Source organism: Pseudomonas sp. NBB (genome assembly GCF_032701105.1).
Lineage (GTDB): Bacteria > Pseudomonadota > Gammaproteobacteria > Pseudomonadales > Pseudomonadaceae > Aquipseudomonas > Aquipseudomonas asiatica.
The window spans coordinates 1800527-1819886 of sequence record NZ_CP103994.1; the positions used below are offsets into that span (position 1 = coordinate 1800527).

Here is a 19360-nt window from a genome sequence, read left to right on the forward strand (position 1 = left end):
GTTCAGTTGTTAAAGTGCTGGATTCAATCGCTTAGCAAGAACTGCTTGTGGGGTTGATAGATGTTGCGGCAATCGAGGTTGAACCGGAGTGCGTTGAGGTTTTCGCTCGCTTTGATTTTGCTAAACAGCGTGCGCCTGAACTGTGCTCTGACTTTACCGAGGCTTACAAACAGGCTGGACTGACAAAGGCTCAAGTGAAATCAATAGGCAAATACACTTGGCACCACTTGGACGATTTCGATCCTGTGACGGGCAAAGGTACTATGCAGTTAGTAATGCAGTCTGCTCACAAGGCTTCGTTGCCGCATACTGGCTCAGTCGCGCAATTCGAAAAATATTTTGGTTTGCCTTCTGGATCTTATGGGATACCTGAAGCTATAGCTATCTCACAGGATAAGGGTTGACTAAAGGCCGCCCACAGAAAACAACATTAAAAACTTGTTGAAGATTCTATAATGGATGACTTTGAACTGTTTGATTCTGGTGCTCCCGTCTCGATATTAGATATTGATAACCTTGAGTCTGAAATTGGCATGCAATTTCCAACGGACTTCAGGGAGCTTTACCTGTCTTTCAATGGAGGCACTCCGAATCGGGAGTTTTGGGCGGGCGATGAAAATTATGAGCCGATTAGAATTGAAGATTTTAAAAGCATCGCCAGCGCTGAAATCGTTGACAAAGACGAGACTAAATACATAGGCGGATGCTTCAATTTGATGGTGCATAGGAACGTATTGCCAGCACATTTGGTACCTTTTGCCGTTGATGAGGCAGGTAATTTTATTTGCCTTGATAAAGAAGGAGGTAGTGTTATTTATTTTGCGGTTGATGTTTTTCAGCCGGATATTGACATGCGCATAAATCACATTAACGCTCAAAAGATGTTGTCCTCTTCGTTTCGTGTGTTTATTGACTCCTTGGTTGGTGAGGGTGAGGTCGATCAGTAGATTCCTTGAGGGGCGTGCATATTAGGTCATTAGATGATTGAAATGAAAATGATGATCGACAAGTTGTCTGGTGCGCCTGCACTTATTCCCGGTGCATCCGAAGAAGATCTGGAATTATTTGTTCAGCGCTGTCAGTTGGCGTTGCTTGCTATGCCGCCCTCAGAGTATCTGGAGCTATTAGGTGTTTGTAATGGGGCTGCGGAGAATGGCGTATTTTTGTATTCAACTCGCCGAATACCATTTTCGGATTGTGCCGGTGAGACCAATGATTTTATAGAGATGAATTTGAATTGGCGTGATTTGGAATGGATGAAGGATTACTTGGTTTTTGGAGAGAGTGATATGGATGTTTATGTGCTGGAAATGTCCTCAAAAATATATCAGGTGAGAGATCGCCAGGCCTTCGATAATGTTTACTATGAGTTTTCAACATTTAATGAAATGGTAAGTAATATGTTTGGTTTTATGGCGGTCGGGTGAGTTTTTAAGGGGCAGTTTTCCAATTTCTGATAGAGTGTGATCCATGAACTCCCCCTGCTACAAGATGGGGCTCAATTTGCCGTGGCATCTCTGGCCCCATGAAAAACCCTGCGCCTCCTGGGTTTGAGGTTACGAGACCTCTGCATGCGGATTGTTCCGATGAAGGAATATACAGAAATGGAAGGTTTTTCTCGATTGGCTTCGAGGATCAAGTAAAGGTGTTAAACTATGAATCAAACTTCCAAGGGTCGAGTGAAGTGGTAAATACCTAGAAGAGGGCAAGATCATTTTCCGGATGGGGGTTATATAAAAATGGAGATATCCCTGTTGATCCAGGGTTTCGTTTTTCCATGATTGCTAAGGCTGCTAAATTGGGTTCGGAACTGCAGCGGGTCAATGGTTTGCCTTCGGGGTATTGAGGTGTATGAAAATGAATTGGCCTGAATCTTTGAGGCGGCGTATTGTAACGAGCTAAAAGGTTATGATGTATATTTTTCACCTTACGATGTTCCTAGAACAATGTCTGTCATTGCGATTGTCATGGAGGGGGCTGGGGTCTCAGCTTCAGCCCTTATGAAGCTCCATCGTGTACTTGGTGTCCCATTGTTGCAGTTGAAATCAACGATTCTGGCGCATGAGCCAGTATTAGAGTTGGAAATTTTTGACGGCGACTATCACGATCATGCAAAAATGATTCGATCAGTTTGTGCTGTGCTAACTGCGGAAAAAGTAGATGCGTCTTATTACGAAATTCCCTATGGTCAGCAATATGTAGGGAACCCCAAATTATCCATTTGGAAAATCGATTCAAGTCTGGTGGAGGGTATATTGAGTGCGGCTGATGATGAGGTGGAGCGACAGCTCAATAGTTAGTCTAATAGGGGGTATACGAAGTTCCTCAGCGGCACCCGCGTTCACCTGCACTACGACAACCCGCTGGGTCGCCTGACCGACATCAATTGGTGAACAACGAATTTCTGATCGCGCCGATCTGGAAGCCTTGAGTGTTTCGTGACTTGGCTCTCGCTTTGCGGGAGGTATTAAGCTTGCCCTCAAAAGCATGCTGTTTTACCCTCCAAACCGGCCATGATCATGGCTATTCGACACACACGGACGATAATCACAGGAGTCACCAATGGAAGGCATCCCACAAACCCAATCCACCCCAGATAACCTCAAGCCAAAATGGCGGGAGCGTTTCGCTTTCTTCGATCAGTACGGCGCACCCACCTCCGAGCCCTACAAAGCCGCTTTCCGCGCCTTGCCATTTGGTAAGAAGCTGCTGATCAACAACAACTTCATCGCCTTTTTCTTCGGCCCGATCTACTGGTTCGTGCTGGGGTTGTGGAAGAAGAACCTGGTCATGCTGGCCATCATGATCGCCATCGGCGTTCTCCTGAGCTACTACGAGATCGCGACGGGTAGCGAAATCCCGCGCCCGTTGGATAACGGCATCAGCATGGCGTTTGCGTTTCTGTACAGCTTCCTGACCAACCGTGCCTACTACCTGAAGCAGACCAAAGGACAGCAGAGCTGGAACCCGTTCGAGGGGCAGCGGTTCATCTGAGCTGTCAGCCAGTTAAACAGTTGCTCACAGGTTGATGAAGCCCTCTTTCCCACCACGGTCTCTGTAGGAGCGGCCTTGTGTCGCGAAAGGGGCGCAAAGCGCCCCCACGATCTCCGCTCCACCACAAAATCGCCGGGGCCGCCTTGCGGCCCTTTCGCGACACAAGGCCGCTCCTACAGGGGCCGCGCATGTCTTGGGGCTGTGTAGTCAGTGCCAGGTGATATCCCCGGTTTGCCGGTGCAACAGCAACTCGGCCAGGGCCTTGGTCATCTGTACGTGATGCACCGCGTTGACCAGCATGTTGATGCCGGGCTCGCCGGCATTGGCGCAGATGTATTCGTCCAGCGAGTCTTCGATGCCGGCCATCAGCTGGAGGGTGTGGATCAGGGCGTCAACCGAGGGTGTGTCCTGGTTGATGGTGTAGAAGGGGCGGGCCGTTAGTTTTACGGGTGGATTGGGGACGAGTTTCTTCATGGCGTATTCCTCTGAAGGAGAAGGGAACTGCCACCTGAATCTTTCTCACGGATTGAGGGTGGCAGCCGTACGCGGGGTGAGAAACCGAGGAGAAATACGCAAAGACTCGGCCAGGCCAAGGCCCGCCCACGTACGGCCACCATAGAGGTGCTGCGTAAAATCTCTGTCGGGTTCTCACACCCGGTCACCGAAGCGACCCGGAAACGTTATCCGTGAGGTGTTTCCCCGACAACAGCGATAGTTCGGCAGCGCGCGTAGGATAATTCCTAAGTGGGTTGATTCTGAAGCATTGGGGTGCAGGTTCAGAAATGTCGTACGGCGGCGGGTGGCACCGGCTACGCCGGTGTTCGCGGGTGAACCCGCTCCCACAGGTACTGCGCAAGGTTTGTGGGAGCGGGTTTACCCGCGAAGAGGCCCGCATAGGCAGCACATCACTTGGGATAGAGCGGCGGCAGGCTGCCGTTCTCGCCGGTCGGCAGCAATACCTGCTCAGCCGGGGGAATCGTACCGATCGCCCGCCACAAATCTTCACCCTGCCAATACTGCCCGCTCTCGCTATACAGCGCCCCGTTCAACCCATCCAGTGCATCCGACAACGGCACGAACCGCGCCGCCATCTCGGCCAGGGTCTCCGGCTGCTGGCGGGCCCAGGCGTCCAGCGCCTGGCGGGTTGCCTGTGGGTCGTTGGCCTGGCACGCGCGCTTGAGATCATCCAGCAAGGTACGCGGGCTCGGCCCGGCCTGCGCGGCACGCAGCACCGCTGGCTGCGAGCGGGCGCGCCACCACAGGGCAAAGCCCAGCACGGTGGTGAGGGCGAACACCAGGGTGGCCAGCTGCCAGGGCCACAGCAAGCTGCTGGCACTGCTGTTGTCGCCGACCGGGGTGTCGGCGCTCAGCGCCGGGTTGTCCTGCACATTCAGCGTGCGCGCCGGCAGGCTGCTGTGCTCCAGGTGCTCTTCTCGGGTATTCCACCAGGCCACTTCCAGCGCCGGCAGGGCCAGCGCGCCGCTGTGGGTCGGCACCAAGGCTTCGCGCTCTTCGCGGTTGGCAATCATCCCTCGTTCGCTGATTTCGTTGCGCAGCAATGGCTGGTCGGGGTACCGGCGCAGGCCGGTGATTTCGGTGGCTGGCAGCGGTGGCAGCTGGGTGCTGGACAAGCCTTCGGCACGCAGGGTGATGTTGCGGGTCAGCGAGTCGCCAATCTGCACCTGCTGGTTGCCAGGGTCGGGGTTCCAGTGCTCTTCAAGTGTCAGGCTGCGGGCCGGTAGCCAGGGCACGCCAGCAGGCCAGGCCGCCGGAATCGGCCGCACGGCCAGGCGCAATGGCAACGAGCTGACCTGCACCTGGTGGCCGGCCCGGGTCGTGCCGTTGGCTTGCGGGGCCTCGTCCTGGCTAGCGGCGGCGGTGGCGGTGAAAGTCAACGGTGGGATGTCGAGGGTGCCGCTTTGTTGGGCATACACGGCATAGCGGGTTTCGATCACGCCGTGGCGGACGCCGTTGATTTCCTTTTCATAGGTGCGCGATTCACCCAGCGGTTCGACCTTGGTGTTTTCCAGTTGCAGCGGGCTGAGGCTGCTGTCGTCGTACAGTGCCACTGAATGGTAGATGCGCAGGGTGAGCACGGCCTGGGCCTGGACGTAGACCTCGCTGCTGTCGAGCGTGGCTTCGATGAACACCTGCGAGGCACTGTCCTGGCGGCTGGCATCGGCCTGCAGCACTTGCAGTTCGATGGCCTGGCTGTGCGACTGGCCCAGTTGCAGTTCGGGGATGCGCAGGCTGCCGCTGCGCCGCGGCAGCAGGGTGATGATCCAGCGGGTACTGGCGCGGGTTTCGCCATCGAGGCTGTGCAGGCTGTTCAGCTGGCGCGTGCCGCGCACTTCGAAGTCACCCTCCAGCGCGCGCAGGTCGGGCTTGCCGAACTGGGTGACGTCCTGGCTTTCCAGGGTCAGCTCCAGGCTTTCGCCGGCTTCCAGGCGGGTACGGTCGACGCTGGCACGCAGCAACGGTTCGGCCTGGGCCAGCACGGCCCACAGCAGACAGAGGAGAAAGACGCCGAAGCGACTCATCGTGAGGTTTCCTGATGCAATTGCTGTTCATACCAGAATTTGCGCCGCAGCAGCTCCGCCGGGTTGTCGGGGATCTCCCGCAGCCATTGTTCCAGGGCCTGGCGCTGTTCGGTATCAAGGCTGGTCGATACCGGGCGCTGCGGCGGCTGGGTGACGCTGTCGTCCGCGCCCGCTTGGTTGCCGGGCGTTACCTGGCTGTTGCTACTGCCTTCGCCGGGCTGTTCGGCGCTGGCCTGTTCGTCGTTGCCGGGCGTGCCCTGGGCCGGGCTGCTGGCCGAGCTGCTGTTGCCTTCGGTTTCGCTGCCGGGCGTGCCTTGGGTATCGCTGCTGGCCGGTTGTTCCTCGGCAGTGGCCTCGCGCTGTTGCAGCAGTTGCTGCACCAGTGCCTGGTTGTCCAGCGCCGCTTGCAGGTCGGGCTGGCGTTCAAGGGCTTGTTCGTAGGCGTCCAGCGCAGCTTCCAGCTCACCGCCGCGGGCCAGGGCATTGCCTCGATTGTAGTGTGCGGCGGCGGTGTCGCCTTGGGAAAAGGCTTCGGCAGCGCCGGCATAGTCGCCGGCCTGGTACAGGGCCATGCCGCGCCATTGCGGGTCCTGGAAATGGCGCGCGGCACTGGCCGGGCGGTTCTGCTCCAGCAGGCGCTGGCCTTGCTGGTCGGGGCGCAGCCACAGGTCGTTGAACTCGAAGGCCTGGCTGGGCTGGGGCAGGGCCAGCAGCAGCGGCAGGCAGAACAGCCAGCCGCGTCGGCCGGCACAGGCGGCCAGCAGCAACAGCGGCAGCAGCAGCCAGTACCCCTGGTCGGCCCAGCTGTCCAGTTGCAGGGTCTGGCCATCATTGCGCCCGGTGCGCGGGCTGTCGAACAGGCCCAGGCCTCGCAGGTCGAGGTCGTCGATGCGGGCATGCCGGTAGCGCCCGCCGGTGCCGTTGATGAAGCCCTTGAGGCTGGCGCTGTCCAGGCGTGGCAACAGGATGCCGCCCTGGTCGTCCTTCAGGTATTCGCCATTGGCCTGGCGCACCGGTGCGCCTTCGCTGCTGCCGATGCCCAGCATCAGCAGGCTCGGGCCCTGGCGGCCGAGGGCCTGGGCGATGCCTTCGCGCTCCGGGGCGCTGAGCGACGAGCCGATCAGCAGCAGGCGGCCCTGGCCCAGGCCGCTCTGGGCAAGCAGCGCGAGGCCTTTTTGCACGGCCAGGTCGGCGCGCTGGCCGGGCTTGGGCATGATCGATGGGTCGACCGCCTCGAGCAGGTTGCGGCTGGTGGCCAAGTCATCGGACAGCGGCACCAGGGTGTGTGCGGAGCCAGCGTAGACCACCAGCGCGGTCTGGCTGTCGCGGCGGTGCTCCAGCAGGTCGAGGATTTTGCGCCGCGCCTGCTCCAGGCGGTTGGGCGGGCTGTCCTCGGCGAGCATCTGCGGGGTCAGTTCGAGCAGGATCACCAGCGGGTCGGCCGGGCGCTGGCGGCTTTCTTCCACGCGCTGCCAACTGGGCCCGAGCAGCGCCAGGATCACCAGCACCCAGGCCAGGCCCAGCGCCACCCACGGCAGCTTGCTGGTGCTGCCGCTGCCACCGCCGAGCAGGACGCCATGGAACGCCGGCGGCAGAATCATCTGCCAGCGCCCGGCGCGTTTGCGCCGGTGCCACAGTTTGTACAGCAGCCAGGCGAGCAGGGGTACGGCCAGCAGCCAGAGCGGGCGCAGCCATTCGGGCCACAGTTCGATCATCGCCGCCTCCTCAGGCGCAGGCGCTTCAGACGCTGGCGCCATTCCGGGTGCGGTTGCAGGAAGCGCGGCTTGCGCTGCAGGCGGTGCAGCAGGTTGTCCGGCCATTGCACGGCCAGCACCAGCAGCACGCTCAGCAGCAAGGCCAGGGCCAGGGGCCAGGCATACAGGGCCTTGGCCGTGCGCGCCTGGGTCGGTTGCTGGGCCACCGGTTCGAGCTGATCGAGGGTGTCGCCGATGGCGTCCAGTTCGGCGCCGTCATGGGCGCGGAAGTAGGTACCGTGGGTGATGTCGGCAATTTCCTTGAGCGAGGCTTCGTCCAGGTCCAGGCTCGGGTTCAGGCCGAGCAGACCAGGGGTGCCGCTGGCTTCGGGGTTGGCGCCGATGCCGATGGTGTAGATGCGCACGCCTTCCTGGGCGGCCAGGCGGGCGGCGGTCAGCGGGTGGATCTGCCCGCCGTTGTTGGCGCCGTCGGTGATCAGCACCAGCACCCGGCTTTGTGCCGGGCGTTGACGCAGGCGCTTGACCGCCAGGCCAATGGCGTCTCCGATGGCGGTGTTCTTGCCGGCGATACCGATCTGCGCCTCGTCGAGGAAGGTACGCACCGTGCGCCGGTCGAAGGTGAGCGGGGCCTGCAGGTAGGCCTGGCTGCCGAACAGGATCAGGCCCACGCGGTCGCCTTCGCGGTCCTGCAGGAAGTCGCCGAGCAGCGCCTTGACCAGGTCGAGGCGGCTGATCTCTTCGTTCTGCCACTGCATGTCGGGGAAGTCCATAGACCCGGACACATCCACTGCCACCAGCAGGTCGCGGCCGCTGGCGGCCACTGGCACCGGCTCGCCCAGCCATTGCGGGCGGGCGGCGGCGCACAGCAGCAACAGCCAGATGACGACAAAGGGCGCCTGCTGGCGCCAGGTTGGCAGGTTGAGCCGCGCGCGGCGCCCGGCCAGGCCTTCCAGTTCGTCGAGGAAGCCCACCTTGAGCACCGGTTCGCCGCTGTCGGCTGCTGGCAGCACCAGGCGCGCCAGCCACGGCAGCGGCAACAGGGCGAAGACCCACGGCCAGGCCAGTTCAAACATGCTTGCGAATCCAGGTTTCGACGGCTTGGCTGAGCCCGGCGATGGCCTTGTCGTCGAGCTTGCACTCGGGTTTGTAGGCGCCTTCGACCAGTACCATCCAGCGGGTCAGGCCGGCGGCCGGGCAGCGGTTGTCGAGAAACGCCAGCCACTGGCGGCCGTTGAGGGTATGGCTGTTGGCGCCTGGGTAGTGGCTGCGGCACAAGCGCTTGAGCAGGGCGTTGATCTGTTGCAGCCACGCCCCGGCCGGCGCGCCATCGTAGGGGCGCGGCAGGCGGGCCAGTTCGGCCAGTGCTTCCACGCGTACCGGGTCCAAGGGTTGTTCGGCACGCACGATACGACGTTTGCCCGGGCGCCAGTGGCGCACCCGCCACAGGCCCCAGGCCAGCAGCGGCAGCATGGCCAGCAGCAGCCACCAGCCGGGTGCCGGTGGCCAAAGACCGATCGGCGCGGGGGCGATCAGCGGCTGCAGTTGATCAAGCGGGTTCATTGGCCGCTGCTCTTCATGACGCGCTCCGTGGCCGCTGGGCGTTCAGGTACTCGCGCAGCTGCTCGATCATGTCGCTTTGGGTGCTCAGTGGCATCAGCAGCACGCGCAGCTTTTGCGCCATCAGCTCCCAGCGCTCGATGCGCGCTTCGGCCTGCTGGCGGTAGGCCTGGCGCAGGTTGGCGTCCAGGGTGTCGAGCTCCAGCTGCGCGCTGCGCTGGGCGAAGCGCAGCAGGCCAGCGGCGGGCAGGGCATGATCGAGCGGGTCGGACACCGGCATCAACAGCAGGTCGCAATGGCGCGAGAGCATGGCCAGGTGCTGCTCCACCTGGGCAGTGAGCGAGCGCTCATCGCAGATCACGATGGCCAGGCTGCCGGGGCGCAGCACTTCGCGGGCGCGGCGCAGGGCCAGGCCGAGGCTGTCGGCACCGGGCGTGGCCTCGGTGTGCAGCGCCTGGTTGACCTTGGCCAGGCGGTTGAGCAGTTGCAGCAGGCTCTGTTTGCTGCGCCGGGGCTTGATTTCGTGGTGCTCGTTGTCGCCGAACACCAACCCGCCAATGCGGTCGTTATGGCCCAGCGCGGCCCAGCCGAACAGCGCTGCAGCCTGGGCGGCCAGCACCGACTTGAACATCAGCCCCGAGCCGAAGAACAGCCGTTGGCTCTGCTCGACAAGAATGAAGATTGGCCGTTCGCGCTCTTCGTGGAACAGCTTGGTATGCGGCTCCTGGGTACGCGCGGTAACCCGCCAGTCGATGTTGCGCACATCGTCGCCAGCCTGGTAGACGCGCACCTGGTCGAAGTCCACGCCGCGCCCGCGCAGCTTGGAGTGGTGCAGGCCCACCAGCGGGCTGCGCTGGCCGGGCCGGGAAAACAGCTGGATTTCGCGCACGCGGTGGCGCATGTCGATCAGCTCGGCAAGGCCGATGCGGATGCCGGGTTCGGCCAGCGATGCAGTGGGCATGGGCTCAGGCAACGGCGACGACGTCGAGGATGCGCTGGACCACGCGGTCCTGGTCGATCCCTGCCGCCTCGGCCTCGAACGAGAGGATGATGCGGTGGCGCAGCACGTCGAACAGCACCGCCTGGATGTCTTCGGGGCTGACGAAGTCGCGCCCGGCCAGCCAGGCGTGCGCGCGCGCGCAGCGGTCCAGCGAAATGGAACCACGCGGGCTGGCGCCGTAGGCGATCCAGTCGGCCAGTTCGGCATCGAACTTGGCCGGAGTGCGGGTGGCCATCACCAGTTGCACCAGGTATTCCTCCACCGCGTCGGCCATGTACAGGCCAAGGATTTCCTTGCGGGCGGCGAAGATCGCCTGCTGGCTGACCCGGCGCTCGGGCTTGGTCTCGCCGCCCAGGGCTTCACCACGGGCCTGCAACAGGATGCGCCGCTCTACCGCAGCGTCGGGGAAGCCGATTTTCACGTGCATCAGGAAGCGGTCGAGCTGGGCTTCGGGCAGCGGGTAGGTGCCTTCCTGCTCGATCGGGTTCTGTGTGGCCATGACCAGGAACAGCGGCGACAGGTCGTAGGTGCTGCGGCCCACGCTGACCTGGCGTTCGGCCATGGCTTCGAGCAGTGCGGACTGCACCTTGGCCGGGGCGCGGTTGATTTCGTCGGCCAGCACCAGGTTGTGGAAGATCGGCCCCTGCTGGAACACGAAGCTGCCGGTTTCCGGGCGGTATATCTCGGTGCCGGTGATGTCGGCCGGGAGCAGGTCGGGGGTGAACTGGATGCGATGGAACTGCGCCTCGATGCCTTCGGCGAGCTCTTTGATGGCCTTGGTCTTGGCCAGGCCCGGCGCGCCTTCGACCAGCATGTGGCCGTCTGCCAGGAGCACGATCAACAGCCGCTCGACCAGTTTCTCCTGGCCTAGGATCTGGGAAGAAAGAAAGGTGCGCAGCGCGATCAGCGCTTCACGGTGTTCCATCGGTGACGGTTCCTGGTATGGGGCCGCAGGCGGCTGGAAGCAGCTGCCCTGGCAAGGGGTGATACTTTAATCCATCCGGGGGGGTGGCGACCAATGGCGGTAGGGAAATTTATCCTTGCCGGGGGCCATGCAGGTCCGGAAATGTCCTGCATATGGCTGGCCATTGGCTGATGTTCCGCGGCGGTGTGCTGGCGCCTGCTTGTGCTTTTTGTACAAGCAGGAGGCAGGACAATGGACCTGAACAGCTGTAGCACTGCACGCATCACGCCGGTCACTCTGCGTTTTGGCGTGTTCTTCGATGGCACCGGTAACAACCTGAACAATGTGATGGCGGTGGATGCACCGGTGGGTAAAGGGGGCAGTTATGCCAATGCCATGAGCAATGTGGCCCTGTTGCATGCACTGTACCCGACGAAGGGGGCCAATGCTGATGGGACCATGGCGTTTCTGAAGCGCTATGTCGAGGGCGTGGGCACCCTGGCGGGGGAGGCGGATCATGCCTATGCCTCGGCCACCGGGTGTGGGCGTAGAGGGGCCGAGGCGCGGGTCACCGAGGCCTTGGCGGGGATAGCCGGGCAACTGCGGGACTGGCGCCAGGCGCACCCACAGGCAAGGCTCGAGCGGGTCGAGTTCGACTTGTTCGGTTTCAGCCGCGGCGCTGCGGCTGTGCGTCATCTGGCCAACCTGCTGCATGATGGCGGCAGCAGCCTGTTGGCTGTGCCCTGTGGCATCGTGATCAACTTCATCGGTCTGTTCGACACGGTTGCTGCGATTATCGCGCCGCTGCAGGGCGACTTCGATCCTGCCGACGACCGCCATGGTGGCTTGCGCCTGGGTCTGGTCGCGGGCATTGCCCGGCAAATGGTGCAACTGGTGGCGGGGGACGAGCAGCGGCACAACTTCCCGCTGGTACGCAGCGGCCATGACATCGTGTTGCCAGGCGTGCACTCGAACATTGGCGGTGGTTACCCGGATACCACGCAGGAGCAGGTGCTGCTGTGCAAACCGCATTCTCAGCGGGTGCCGCTGAGAATGCGCGCCGAGCACACGCGTGTGCATGCCACAGTCAGTGCGTTGCTGGCGTCGTCGTTTGGCGAAATGGGCGCGCCCAGGCCGCGTGTGCTGGCCTGGGAGGTTCCGATTGCCGGTGGCCTGCCTAGCGAGGCGCAGAAACAGGTGTATGCGGCGGTGTACCGCGAACGGGAAGTGGCGGGGCAGCTGTCGCGGGTGTACCTGAGCATCATGCGGGAGCTGGCGGTGCGCGCTGGTGTGCCGTTTGCGCAACTGGGCGGGCAGGTTGAGCACCGGCTGCCGGATGAACTGCTGGGCATCAGCCGCAAGTTGCATGCGTTTGCCCTGGGTGAATGCGAACAGCCTGGGTTGACCGAGGATGAGCAGCGATTGTTGCGAGACAGGTACGTGCATGCATCAGCGAACTGGAATGCGTTGAAGGGGTTGCACGGCAGTGTGCTGGATGTGTTGTTCGTCAATCGGCCGGGGGCAGGTGGGCGGGTGGTGCATGCCAATCCGGTCACCTGAGTAGCCAGTGCGCAGATGAATCAATGGCCATGTGCTGTTCCGCAGGATCTGCCTTGCATTGCGAAAGGGCTGCAAAGCAGCCCTGGGGCTAGACAGGCTGTCGGTGCTTCCTGGCCAGGTAGGCTTCCTGTGCCAAGGTCAGCAGCACCGTCAGCAGCATGAACACGATCGATGCCACGAAGATGCCATGAGGCAGGCGTTGGTCGAGCATCCAGCCAAACGCCACCGGCCCTAGGGCACCGCCGATGCTGAAGCCGGTCGAGACCAGCCCGAACGCTTTGCCCTCGGCGCCGCTCGGTGCCGCTGCCTTCACCAGCATGTCCCTCGACGGGGCGATGATCCCGGTCAGCAAGCCAATGGCACCGAGAACCACCACCAACCCCCAGCCCCGAAGCAGCCCGAGGGCCACCAGCGTTGTCAACGCGGCAGCCAGGGCAAAGGCCGAGGCCGCCACCAGGCCGTGACGCCGGGTCCGGTCAGCCAAGGCCCCACCGCACAGTACACCTGCAGCACTGCTGAGCAGAAAGGCCGTGAGTGCCGTGTTGGCCCAGGCCAGGGTCAGGTCTTGGCCCTGGACCAGGGCGGCCACGGAGAACTTCTCGATGGCACTGGTGCTCAGGTTGAGCAAGATGAACAGGACCGTCAGCAGCCCGAGCATGGGCGTGAACAGTCGCGCGCGACCTGCTGCAGTGGGGCCAGAGCCGCCTTTGCCAGGCTTGGCAACGTGGTGGATTCCACTGCCTGGAACCGATATCAACAGCAAGGCGGCAACCCCCGCAGCCGCGCCCGCCATCAGGGCAGCCTGCGTGCCGAATAGTGCAGCGATGCCGAGAAATATCGCTGGCGTTACCGCCGAGCCGAGGAAGCCGGCAAAGGTATGGATCGAGAACGCCCGCCCCAGGCGGCCTTGTTCGATGCCGTTGGCCAGCAGCGCGTAGTCGGCCGGGTGGTACACGCCATTGGCCAGGCCGGCCATGGCCATCGCCACCAACAGCAGGATGTAGCTGGGGCTGACAGCAACCAGCAGGAAACTGATGCTGCCCAGCAGCAAGCCCGCCTTGAGCACCTTGCGCGCACCGTAGTGGTCGACGGCATAGCCTAGCGGTGCCTGCACCAGGGCGGAGACGATATTGAACACGGCCAGGGCTGCGCCGAGTTCGACGAACCCTACCCCCAGCAAGTCGGGGAGCACGGGTAGCAGCGCCGGGATAAGCATGATGTGCACATGGCTGACGAAGTGTACGGCAGCAATTTGGGTAAGAAGCTTGGGGCCAGCTTTGGGCATGTCGATACCTGTTGTACGGCGTGCGCACCTGGCGCACGGCAGGATGGTGGAAAGCCCGCTTACCGGGAGAAGTGGCAGAAACCGGGTAGGCGGCCGTTCAATACGGCATAGGCCAGCAAGCCAATGACCAGCCCCCAGAATGCCCCGCCAATGCCAAACAGGTTGATGTTGGCTGCCGCGGCCAGGAATGTGATCAGTGCCGCTTCGCGTGAACGGGCATCTGCCATTGCGTTGGCCAGGCTGGCGCCGATGGTGCCCAGCAGTGCAAGGCCGGCCAGCGTGGTGATGAAGGTGGCCGGCAGGGCCATGAACACACTGGCCAGGGTGACCCCGAATACCCCTACGAGGATGTAGCAGACGCCGGCAGCGATGCCCGCGACCCAGCGTTTGCCCGGGTCTTCGTGGGCTTCCTTGCCAGTGCAGATGGCGGCGGTGATGGCAGCGATGTTGAAGGCGTGCGACCCGAACGGTGCCATCAGCAACGACCCCAGGCCAGTGACTGCCACGATCGGATTGGCGCTGGTCTTGAAGCCATCGTTGCGCAGCACCAGCATGCCTGGCATGTACTGACCGGTAAGGGTGATCAGGAACAACGGCAGGGCCACGCTCAGGGCGGCGTTGAGGGAGAAGGTGGGCGCGGTGAACAACGGCGTGGCGAATTCCAGCCTGAGCGCTGTCAGGTCCACCTGGCCCTGCAGTAGCAGGTAGCCCAGGCCTAGCAGCAGAATGCCTACTACGGCATAGCGGGCGGTAAAGCGTTTGAATGTTACATAGGCCGCGATCAACAGCCCGGCCAGGGCGGGGTCGACCGACAGGCCGCCGAATGCACCAATGCCGAATTGCAACAGGATACCCGCCAGCAGGCCGGCGGCAATTCCGCCCGGGATGGCCCGCACCAGGCGCTCGAAGTAACCGGTCACTCCCAGCATCACGAAGCCGGCTGCCGACAGCAGGTAGGCACCGATGGCGTCGCTGTAGGGCACGCTGGCCAGCGCTGTGACCAGGAACGCAGCGGCCGGCGTGGACCAGGCGGTGATCACCGGCTCGCGGCTGTACCAGGACAGGACCAGGCCACTGAGCCCGACGCCGATCGACACTGACCAGACCCACGAGGAGGTCAGCGCCGGGCTCAGCCCGGCCAGCTTGGCGGCCTGGAACACCAGGATGAAGGTGCCGCCATAATTGACTATTACCGAAACGATCCCCGCCACCACGGGGTGAAGGATGTCTGTCAGCCGTAGCGGGGTTGGAACAGTGTGTGCGGGCGTGTTCATCGAGGCCTCGGTCGTTCTGGCGCATAGGGTTGGAAAGGCTGGTTTTTATAGCGCTAGAATGGCCGGTATAGCCCCACCACTTTTCCACACATGGCCATACCAATGTTCAAGCATGCACAACTGGAGTCGGTGAAAGCCTGGATCGGCGACCCAGAGCGCGCGTCACTGCCGTTGCACGTAAGAATCCAGCGTGCGATACGCCAGCTTGTTCTCGAAGGGGCGTTGCCCGTGGGCAAGGCGTTGCCCGCCTCCCGTGCGCTGGCGGCCTCGCTGGCTGTGTCACGGGATACGGTCGAGGCTGCATATGGCCAGCTGCACGCCGAAGGCTTCATCGAGCGCCGGGTGGGTAGTGGCAGCTTCGTTTCACCCCGTGCGCAGCACCTTCCGGCCCCGCCCCGGGCCCGCAAGGTGAAAGCCCCGGACGAACCGCCGGCAATCAGCCGTCGTGGCCAGGCGCTGTGCCAGGAGGGCGGAGTGCACAATTTCTTCGTTTCTCGGCCGTTTGCGCCGGGGGTGGCGGAAACCCGCAATTTCCCGTTGCAGGCCTGGGAAAAGCTGCAACGGCAGGTGTTCAAGGAACATGGCTCCCAGGCATTGCAGCCCAGTAGCGCGCAAGGTACCGAGCCACTGCGGCGGGCTATTGCCGATTACGTCAATCTTGAACGTGGCGCACAGGCCACGGCTGACCGCGTGCTAATCCTTACCAGTTCACAGCAGGCGTTCAGCCTGTGTGCTCACGTATTGGCCGACGCGGGCGATCAGGTGGTTATCGAAGACCCGGCCTACCATGGGGTCAGGAAGGCGCTGGGTGCTGCTGGCCTGCATTGCATCGCCGTGGCCGTGGACACGGACGGCATGCAGGTCGCGCAGATAACACGGCTGGCTCCCCATGCCAGGGCTGTTTTCCTGACCCCTTCGCATCAGTTCCCTACTGGTGTGACCCTGTCCCTGGACCGGCGTCTGGCGGTGATCGAGTGGGCCCGGCAACAACGCGCCTGGATCATCGAGGACGATTACGACAGCGAGTTTCACTATGCCGGCAAACCCACCGCGTGCGTGCAAGGCCTGGATGCCCACGACCGTACGGTTTACATCGGCACGTTCACCAAGTCCCTGTTCGCCGGCTTGCGCATTGCCTACATGGTCTTGCCGCCGCAACTGGTCGAGCCGATGACCGCTGCGCGAACCTTGCAGGACGGGCATACGGCTTCGCTGGCACAACTGACCTTGGCCAGGTTCATCGAAGGCGGGCACTTCGGCGCCCATGTGCGCTTGATGCGGGCGATCTATGCGGAGCGCCGCGATGCCCTGGCGGCATTGGTGCAGGCACAGCTGTCGGACTTTCTTGTCGCGCGTGTGCCCGCAGGCGGCATGCAGATGCCTTGTGTTTTCACCAGGCCGATGCCTGAAGAGCAGGTCGTGAAGGCGGCGCAGGCCGCTGGTATAGACCTGCTGGGGCTAAGTGGCCTGTATGCGTCGACGAAAGGGGAGGCGGGATTGCTGATGGGGTTTGCGGCGCATACCCCTGGCGAGCTGGCGATGGCCGTGGCGAAATTGGCGAAGGTGTTGCGCCAGGTCGAGTCTGGCCAAGGGCGAGCAACGTTGCCAGGATGAAGCCCGGCAGCAAGACGCCGCCGGGCAGTTGTCACGGTCAGTCGGCCAGTTCTACCAGCATGCTCTTCAGGTAGTCGCTGGCTTGCGCATCCAGCGGTTGCAGGGGCAGGCGTGGAGCGCCGACATCCTGGCCGAGCAGTTTTAAACCGGCCTTGATGGTGGTGGGCAGGCCACGGCGGGTGATGTACTCCAGCAGTTCGTACTGGCGGTAGAACAACGCGCGAGCTTCGGCCAGGTTACCTTGCTGCACCGCGTCCCACAGCGCCAGGTTCAGTGCCGGAATCAGGTTGGGCGCGGCGGTGCACCAGCCGGTGGCACCGGCCACCAGGGCTTCCAGGGTGAGCGGGTTGCAACCGTTGTAGAAGGCCACCTGGCCATCGGTGGCCTTGAACAGGCGGTGCATGCGCTGAATGTCGCCGGTGCTTTCCTTGACCATGGTCACATTGGGCACTTCGCCGAGGATGCGCAGGATCAGCTCCACCGACAGGTCGGTGCCGCTGGTGCCCGGGTTGTTGTAGAGCATGATCGGAATGTCGATGGCCGCGCCCACCGCCATGTAGTGGGCGACCACTTCGGCTTCGGTGAGCTTCCAGTAGGAGATGGGCAGCACCATCACCGCCGTGGCGCCGCAGGCCTGTGCCAGGCGGGCGCGCTGCACGGTGCGTGCGGTAGTCAGGTCGGAGACGCTGACCACGCTGGGCACGCGGCCGGCGATGCGTGCCTGGCTGAAGCGCACCACCGTTTCCCATTCGCTGTCGGACAGGTAGGCGCCTTCGCCGGTGCTGCCCAGCGGTGCGATGGCGTGCACGCCGTCTTCTATCAGGCGGTCGATGGACAGGCCCAGGGCATCCAGGTCGAGCGCGCCGTCTGCCGTGAAGGGAGTGATGGTGTAGCCGATAACGCCGCGAATTACAGGTGTAGACATAACCAGGCACCTTTGCCGTTGTTGGGGAAAGAGTACAGCTTCAGTCAGCCCAGGCAGTCGCCATGGGCACGCAAGGCACGGCGCGCGTAATAGCTGAACGCGGCACCATGACGTTTGGGGGTGGAGATCCAGTCGTGGGCTTCCTTGCCCAGGGCATCCGGGATGGGGCGAATTTCACCGGCGCCCATGGCCAGCAGCTGCATCTTTGCCGCGCGCTCGAACAGCATGGCAAGGACGCAGGCTTCCTCGATCGAGCGGCCGGCGATCAGCAAACCGTGGTGGGAAAGCAGGATCGCGCGCTTGTCGCCGATCGCCCTGGAAATGATTTCACCTTCTTCGTTGCCCACCGGTACGCCGGGCCATTCCTTGAGGAACGCGCAGTCGTCGAACAGCGGGCACAGGTCCATGTGCGAGATCGCCAGTGGCACTTCCAGCATCGACAGGGCGGCGCTGTGCAGTGGGTGGGTGTGGATGATGCAGTTGACGTCGGGGCGTGCGCGGTACAGCCAGCTATGGAAGCGGTTGGCCGGGTTGGCCATGCCGCGGCCTTGCAGCACGGTGAGGTCTTCGTCGACCACCAGCAGGTTGGAAGCGGCGATCTCGTCGAAGCCCAGGCCGAGTTGTTGCGTGTAGTAGGTGCCAGGCTGCTCGGCGCGGGCGGTGATCTGCCCGGCCAGGCCCGAATCGTGGCCGCCGTCGAACAGGATGCGGCAGGTAAGGGCGAGTTTCTGGCGAGGAGTGTAGGTGTTGTCGGCCAGCGCCGTCAGCATCTGCTGCTGGGCGAGTTTGACGAGCTGATCCTTGGGGGTCTGCATGGTGGTCGTCATGGGCTGTACCTGCATGGGGAAGGGCGATGGATTGCTGATCGGCGAGGACACCGTCAGGACACAAGTGCGATATTAATGACACAAGGTGTCATATGCAAGCGATGTGTCATCGCCAGCGCCAGTCATCTGAGACTGCGCGGGGGAGGTATGGCGGGGTTGTCAGAGGTGGTGCAGGCAACGATCGGCAGGCCAGCCTTGGTCACAGGGCTGGCACGTGCCCTTCAAGGTGCGCCGAACAGCATCGTCCAGTACACGCCGTTATCGCTACGCGAGTTCTCGGCAAAGGCCGCACCCACCTGGGTAAACATCGGGTTCATCAGGTTGGCGCAATGCCCGGGGCTGGCCAGCCAGCCTGCCATCGCCTTGCTCGGTGACCCTTGGCCGGCGGCAATGTTCTCGCCGATCTGCCGCCCACGGTAGCCGGCATCCCATGCCCGATCCGCGGGTAGATCACCGTCGAGGTCGCGGTGCGCGAAGAAATTGTCGTTGGCCATCGCCCGGCTGTGGCGCTGCGCCGCTGTTCCCAGGGCGGTGTTCCAGGCCAGCGGGCGTGCAGCGGCAAAGCGCTTGCGACCACACAGGCGTGGTTTCGCCCGTGCAGCGTTCACCTGTGCCAGCAACGCTTTGCTTGCCGATCGCCCATCGCCGAGCTGGGCATCGAGCAGGGGCCGAGCCAGCAGCACCCGCCACTCGTTGCGTGAGCGACTCACACCGATATCGGCATATTGGCTATCGAGCAGCGCCGTGCAGTAGTCGCTGCGCAGCATGTCGAAGGCCTCCTCGGCATCTTGCGCGCCGACCAGGCGGATGGCCCGCACCTTCACGGCCTGATAACCCGCAGCCTTCAATCCTTCCCGCAACCCCCCGCCGTAGCCGACCGGCAACGCCAGTTTCGGTTTCAGCACCAGCGGCGTCGAGCCCCGGATAATGCGCCGCTCGCAGCGCTGTGGCTGGGTGCGATAGTCGTTGATGGCTGCCACCAGTTGCCTTTCCCCGCTGGCATGGGCGGGGTTGGCGAACAGGTGGAAAAAAGGAATGAGACAGAGCGAGACAAAGGGGGAGCGACGGACTGCGTGGCGCATGGGGTGAATGGCTCTGGTGAATGGCGGCGGCAAGGCCGAATTTAGGGCTCGGCTAAGACTGTGCGCCTCAATCCAGGTTCACT

19 protein-coding genes are annotated in these 19360 nt (G+C 62.6%); 7 read left to right on the top strand and 12 right to left on the bottom strand.

Translation table 11 applies throughout. The annotated features are described in order from the left end of the window. The first annotated feature begins 47 nt into the window (after positions 1 to 47). The 5 genes from NY023_RS08420 (at position 48) to NY023_RS08440 (ending at position 2994) form a co-directional block, all read left to right on the top strand. Positions 48 to 404, top strand: a complete 357-nt coding sequence (locus tag NY023_RS08420; protein ID WP_023662515.1) for an HNH endonuclease — start codon at positions 48 to 50, stop codon at positions 402 to 404. 51 nt (positions 405 to 455) lie between these two features. Next, positions 456 to 947, top strand: coding sequence for an SMI1/KNR4 family protein (locus tag NY023_RS08425; RefSeq protein WP_024086542.1), 492 nt, complete (start codon positions 456 to 458; stop codon positions 945 to 947). Between the two features lie 42 nt (positions 948 to 989). Beyond that, the gene (locus NY023_RS08430; protein WP_044047230.1) at positions 990 to 1427 is read left to right on the top strand and encodes a YrhA family protein; all 438 of its coding nucleotides are present in this window, start codon (positions 990 to 992) and stop codon (positions 1425 to 1427) included. Positions 1428 to 1946: 519 nt separating this feature from the next. Beyond that, a complete protein-coding gene (locus tag NY023_RS08435) occupies positions 1947 to 2300 on the top strand; it encodes a hypothetical protein (RefSeq protein ID WP_023662512.1) in 354 nt (117 codons plus the stop codon). A gap of 262 nt (positions 2301 to 2562) precedes the next feature. Beyond that, complete coding sequence (locus tag NY023_RS08440) at positions 2563 to 2994, top strand: DUF2628 domain-containing protein (protein ID WP_013971637.1); 432 nt, start codon at positions 2563 to 2565, stop codon at positions 2992 to 2994. 207 nt (positions 2995 to 3201) lie between these two features. Here NY023_RS08440 and NY023_RS08445 read toward each other — a convergent pair whose 3' ends face one another. The 7 genes from NY023_RS08445 to NY023_RS08475 all read right to left on the bottom strand — a co-directional run bounded on the left by NY023_RS08445 (position 3202) and on the right by NY023_RS08475 (position 10731). Continuing rightward, positions 3202 to 3468 (bottom strand): hypothetical protein, encoded by a 267-nt coding sequence (locus NY023_RS08445; protein WP_023661137.1) that lies wholly within the window; start codon positions 3466 to 3468, stop codon positions 3202 to 3204. Between the two features lie 431 nt (positions 3469 to 3899). Next, positions 3900 to 5534 carry a BatD family protein gene (locus NY023_RS08450; RefSeq protein WP_316927891.1) on the bottom strand — a complete coding sequence of 545 codons (1635 nt, stop codon included), beginning with the start codon at positions 5532 to 5534 and terminating at the stop codon, positions 3900 to 3902. Further along, a complete protein-coding gene (locus NY023_RS08455; protein ID WP_044046927.1) occupies positions 5531 to 7249 on the bottom strand; it encodes a vWA domain-containing protein in 1719 nt (572 codons plus the stop codon). The genes NY023_RS08450 and NY023_RS08455 overlap by 4 nt, the downstream gene beginning before the upstream one ends. Then, a complete protein-coding gene (locus tag NY023_RS08460; RefSeq protein WP_013971641.1) occupies positions 7246 to 8322 on the bottom strand; it encodes a vWA domain-containing protein in 1077 nt (358 codons plus the stop codon). The genes NY023_RS08455 and NY023_RS08460 overlap by 4 nt, the downstream gene beginning before the upstream one ends. Next, complete coding sequence (locus tag NY023_RS08465; protein WP_013971642.1) at positions 8315 to 8809, bottom strand: DUF4381 domain-containing protein; 495 nt, start codon at positions 8807 to 8809, stop codon at positions 8315 to 8317. The genes NY023_RS08460 and NY023_RS08465 overlap by 8 nt, the downstream gene beginning before the upstream one ends. Positions 8810 to 8822: 13 nt before the next feature. Then, positions 8823 to 9767, bottom strand: coding sequence for a DUF58 domain-containing protein (locus tag NY023_RS08470; RefSeq protein WP_013971643.1), 945 nt, complete (start codon positions 9765 to 9767; stop codon positions 8823 to 8825). Positions 9768 to 9771: 4 nt separating this feature from the next. Continuing rightward, positions 9772 to 10731, bottom strand: coding sequence for an AAA family ATPase (locus NY023_RS08475; protein WP_013971644.1), 960 nt, complete (start codon positions 10729 to 10731; stop codon positions 9772 to 9774). Between the two features lie 231 nt (positions 10732 to 10962). Here NY023_RS08475 and NY023_RS08480 point away from each other — a divergent pair, with 231 nt between their 5' ends. Next, a complete protein-coding gene (locus tag NY023_RS08480; RefSeq protein ID WP_013971645.1) occupies positions 10963 to 12270 on the top strand; it encodes a T6SS phospholipase effector Tle1-like catalytic domain-containing protein in 1308 nt (435 codons plus the stop codon). An 88-nt stretch (positions 12271 to 12358) separates the two neighbouring features. On the opposite strand, the gene NY023_RS08485 is transcribed toward NY023_RS08480, so the two are convergent. Both NY023_RS08485 and NY023_RS08490 read right to left on the bottom strand, forming a co-directional pair. Then, a complete protein-coding gene (locus NY023_RS08485; RefSeq protein ID WP_013971646.1) occupies positions 12359 to 13555 on the bottom strand; it encodes an MFS transporter in 1197 nt (398 codons plus the stop codon). A 59-nt stretch (positions 13556 to 13614) separates the two neighbouring features. Further along, positions 13615 to 14829, bottom strand: a complete 1215-nt coding sequence (locus NY023_RS08490; protein ID WP_024086547.1) for a benzoate/H(+) symporter BenE family transporter — start codon at positions 14827 to 14829, stop codon at positions 13615 to 13617. Between the two features lie 102 nt (positions 14830 to 14931). Between NY023_RS08490 and NY023_RS08495 the strand changes: the two genes are divergently transcribed. After that, entirely contained in the window at positions 14932 to 16443 is a 1512-nt protein-coding gene (locus NY023_RS08495) for a PLP-dependent aminotransferase family protein (protein ID WP_013971648.1), read from the top strand. Between the two features lie 37 nt (positions 16444 to 16480). Here NY023_RS08495 and NY023_RS08500 read toward each other — a convergent pair whose 3' ends face one another. The 3 genes from NY023_RS08500 to NY023_RS08510 all read right to left on the bottom strand — a co-directional run bounded on the left by NY023_RS08500 (position 16481) and on the right by NY023_RS08510 (position 19277). After that, a complete protein-coding gene (locus NY023_RS08500; RefSeq protein WP_013971649.1) occupies positions 16481 to 17368 on the bottom strand; it encodes a dihydrodipicolinate synthase family protein in 888 nt (295 codons plus the stop codon). Between the two features lie 44 nt (positions 17369 to 17412). Continuing rightward, positions 17413 to 18195 (bottom strand): aldolase, encoded by a 783-nt coding sequence (locus NY023_RS08505; protein WP_015269467.1) that lies wholly within the window; start codon positions 18193 to 18195, stop codon positions 17413 to 17415. A gap of 221 nt (positions 18196 to 18416) precedes the next feature. Further along, positions 18417 to 19277, bottom strand: a complete 861-nt coding sequence (locus NY023_RS08510) for a CAP domain-containing protein (protein WP_013971651.1) — start codon at positions 19275 to 19277, stop codon at positions 18417 to 18419. Positions 19278 to 19360: the final 83 nt, after the last annotated feature.

What these genes read in the sequence shown, in the direction of transcription:
- NY023_RS08475 (WP_013971644.1), bottom strand. Translation starts at nt 10,731, where the DNA reads ATGGAACACCGTGAAGCGCTGATCGCGCTGCGCACCTTTCTTTCTTCC.
- NY023_RS08435 (WP_023662512.1), top strand. Translation starts at nt 1,947, where the DNA reads ATGTCTGTCATTGCGATTGTCATGGAGGGGGCTGGGGTCTCAGCTTCA.
- NY023_RS08505 (WP_015269467.1), bottom strand. Translation starts at nt 18,195, where the DNA reads ATGACGACCACCATGCAGACCCCCAAGGATCAGCTCGTCAAACTCGCC.
- NY023_RS08480 (WP_013971645.1), top strand. Translation starts at nt 10,963, where the DNA reads ATGGACCTGAACAGCTGTAGCACTGCACGCATCACGCCGGTCACTCTG.
- NY023_RS08425 (WP_024086542.1), top strand. Translation starts at nt 456, where the DNA reads ATGGATGACTTTGAACTGTTTGATTCTGGTGCTCCCGTCTCGATATTA.
- NY023_RS08470 (WP_013971643.1), bottom strand. Translation starts at nt 9,767, where the DNA reads ATGCCCACTGCATCGCTGGCCGAACCCGGCATCCGCATCGGCCTTGCC.
- NY023_RS08490 (WP_024086547.1), bottom strand. Translation starts at nt 14,829, where the DNA reads ATGAACACGCCCGCACACACTGTTCCAACCCCGCTACGGCTGACAGAC.
- NY023_RS08445 (WP_023661137.1), bottom strand. Translation starts at nt 3,468, where the DNA reads ATGAAGAAACTCGTCCCCAATCCACCCGTAAAACTAACGGCCCGCCCC.
- NY023_RS08500 (WP_013971649.1), bottom strand. Translation starts at nt 17,368, where the DNA reads ATGTCTACACCTGTAATTCGCGGCGTTATCGGCTACACCATCACTCCC.
- NY023_RS08455 (WP_044046927.1), bottom strand. Translation starts at nt 7,249, where the DNA reads ATGATCGAACTGTGGCCCGAATGGCTGCGCCCGCTCTGGCTGCTGGCC.
- NY023_RS08465 (WP_013971642.1), bottom strand. Translation starts at nt 8,809, where the DNA reads ATGAACCCGCTTGATCAACTGCAGCCGCTGATCGCCCCCGCGCCGATC.
- NY023_RS08450 (WP_316927891.1), bottom strand. Translation starts at nt 5,534, where the DNA reads ATGAGTCGCTTCGGCGTCTTTCTCCTCTGTCTGCTGTGGGCCGTGCTG.
- NY023_RS08430 (WP_044047230.1), top strand. Translation starts at nt 990, where the DNA reads ATGAAAATGATGATCGACAAGTTGTCTGGTGCGCCTGCACTTATTCCC.
- NY023_RS08440 (WP_013971637.1), top strand. Translation starts at nt 2,563, where the DNA reads ATGGAAGGCATCCCACAAACCCAATCCACCCCAGATAACCTCAAGCCA.
- NY023_RS08510 (WP_013971651.1), bottom strand. Translation starts at nt 19,277, where the DNA reads ATGCGCCACGCAGTCCGTCGCTCCCCCTTTGTCTCGCTCTGTCTCATT.
- NY023_RS08485 (WP_013971646.1), bottom strand. Translation starts at nt 13,555, where the DNA reads ATGCCCAAAGCTGGCCCCAAGCTTCTTACCCAAATTGCTGCCGTACAC.
- NY023_RS08460 (WP_013971641.1), bottom strand. Translation starts at nt 8,322, where the DNA reads ATGTTTGAACTGGCCTGGCCGTGGGTCTTCGCCCTGTTGCCGCTGCCG.
- NY023_RS08495 (WP_013971648.1), top strand. Translation starts at nt 14,932, where the DNA reads ATGTTCAAGCATGCACAACTGGAGTCGGTGAAAGCCTGGATCGGCGAC.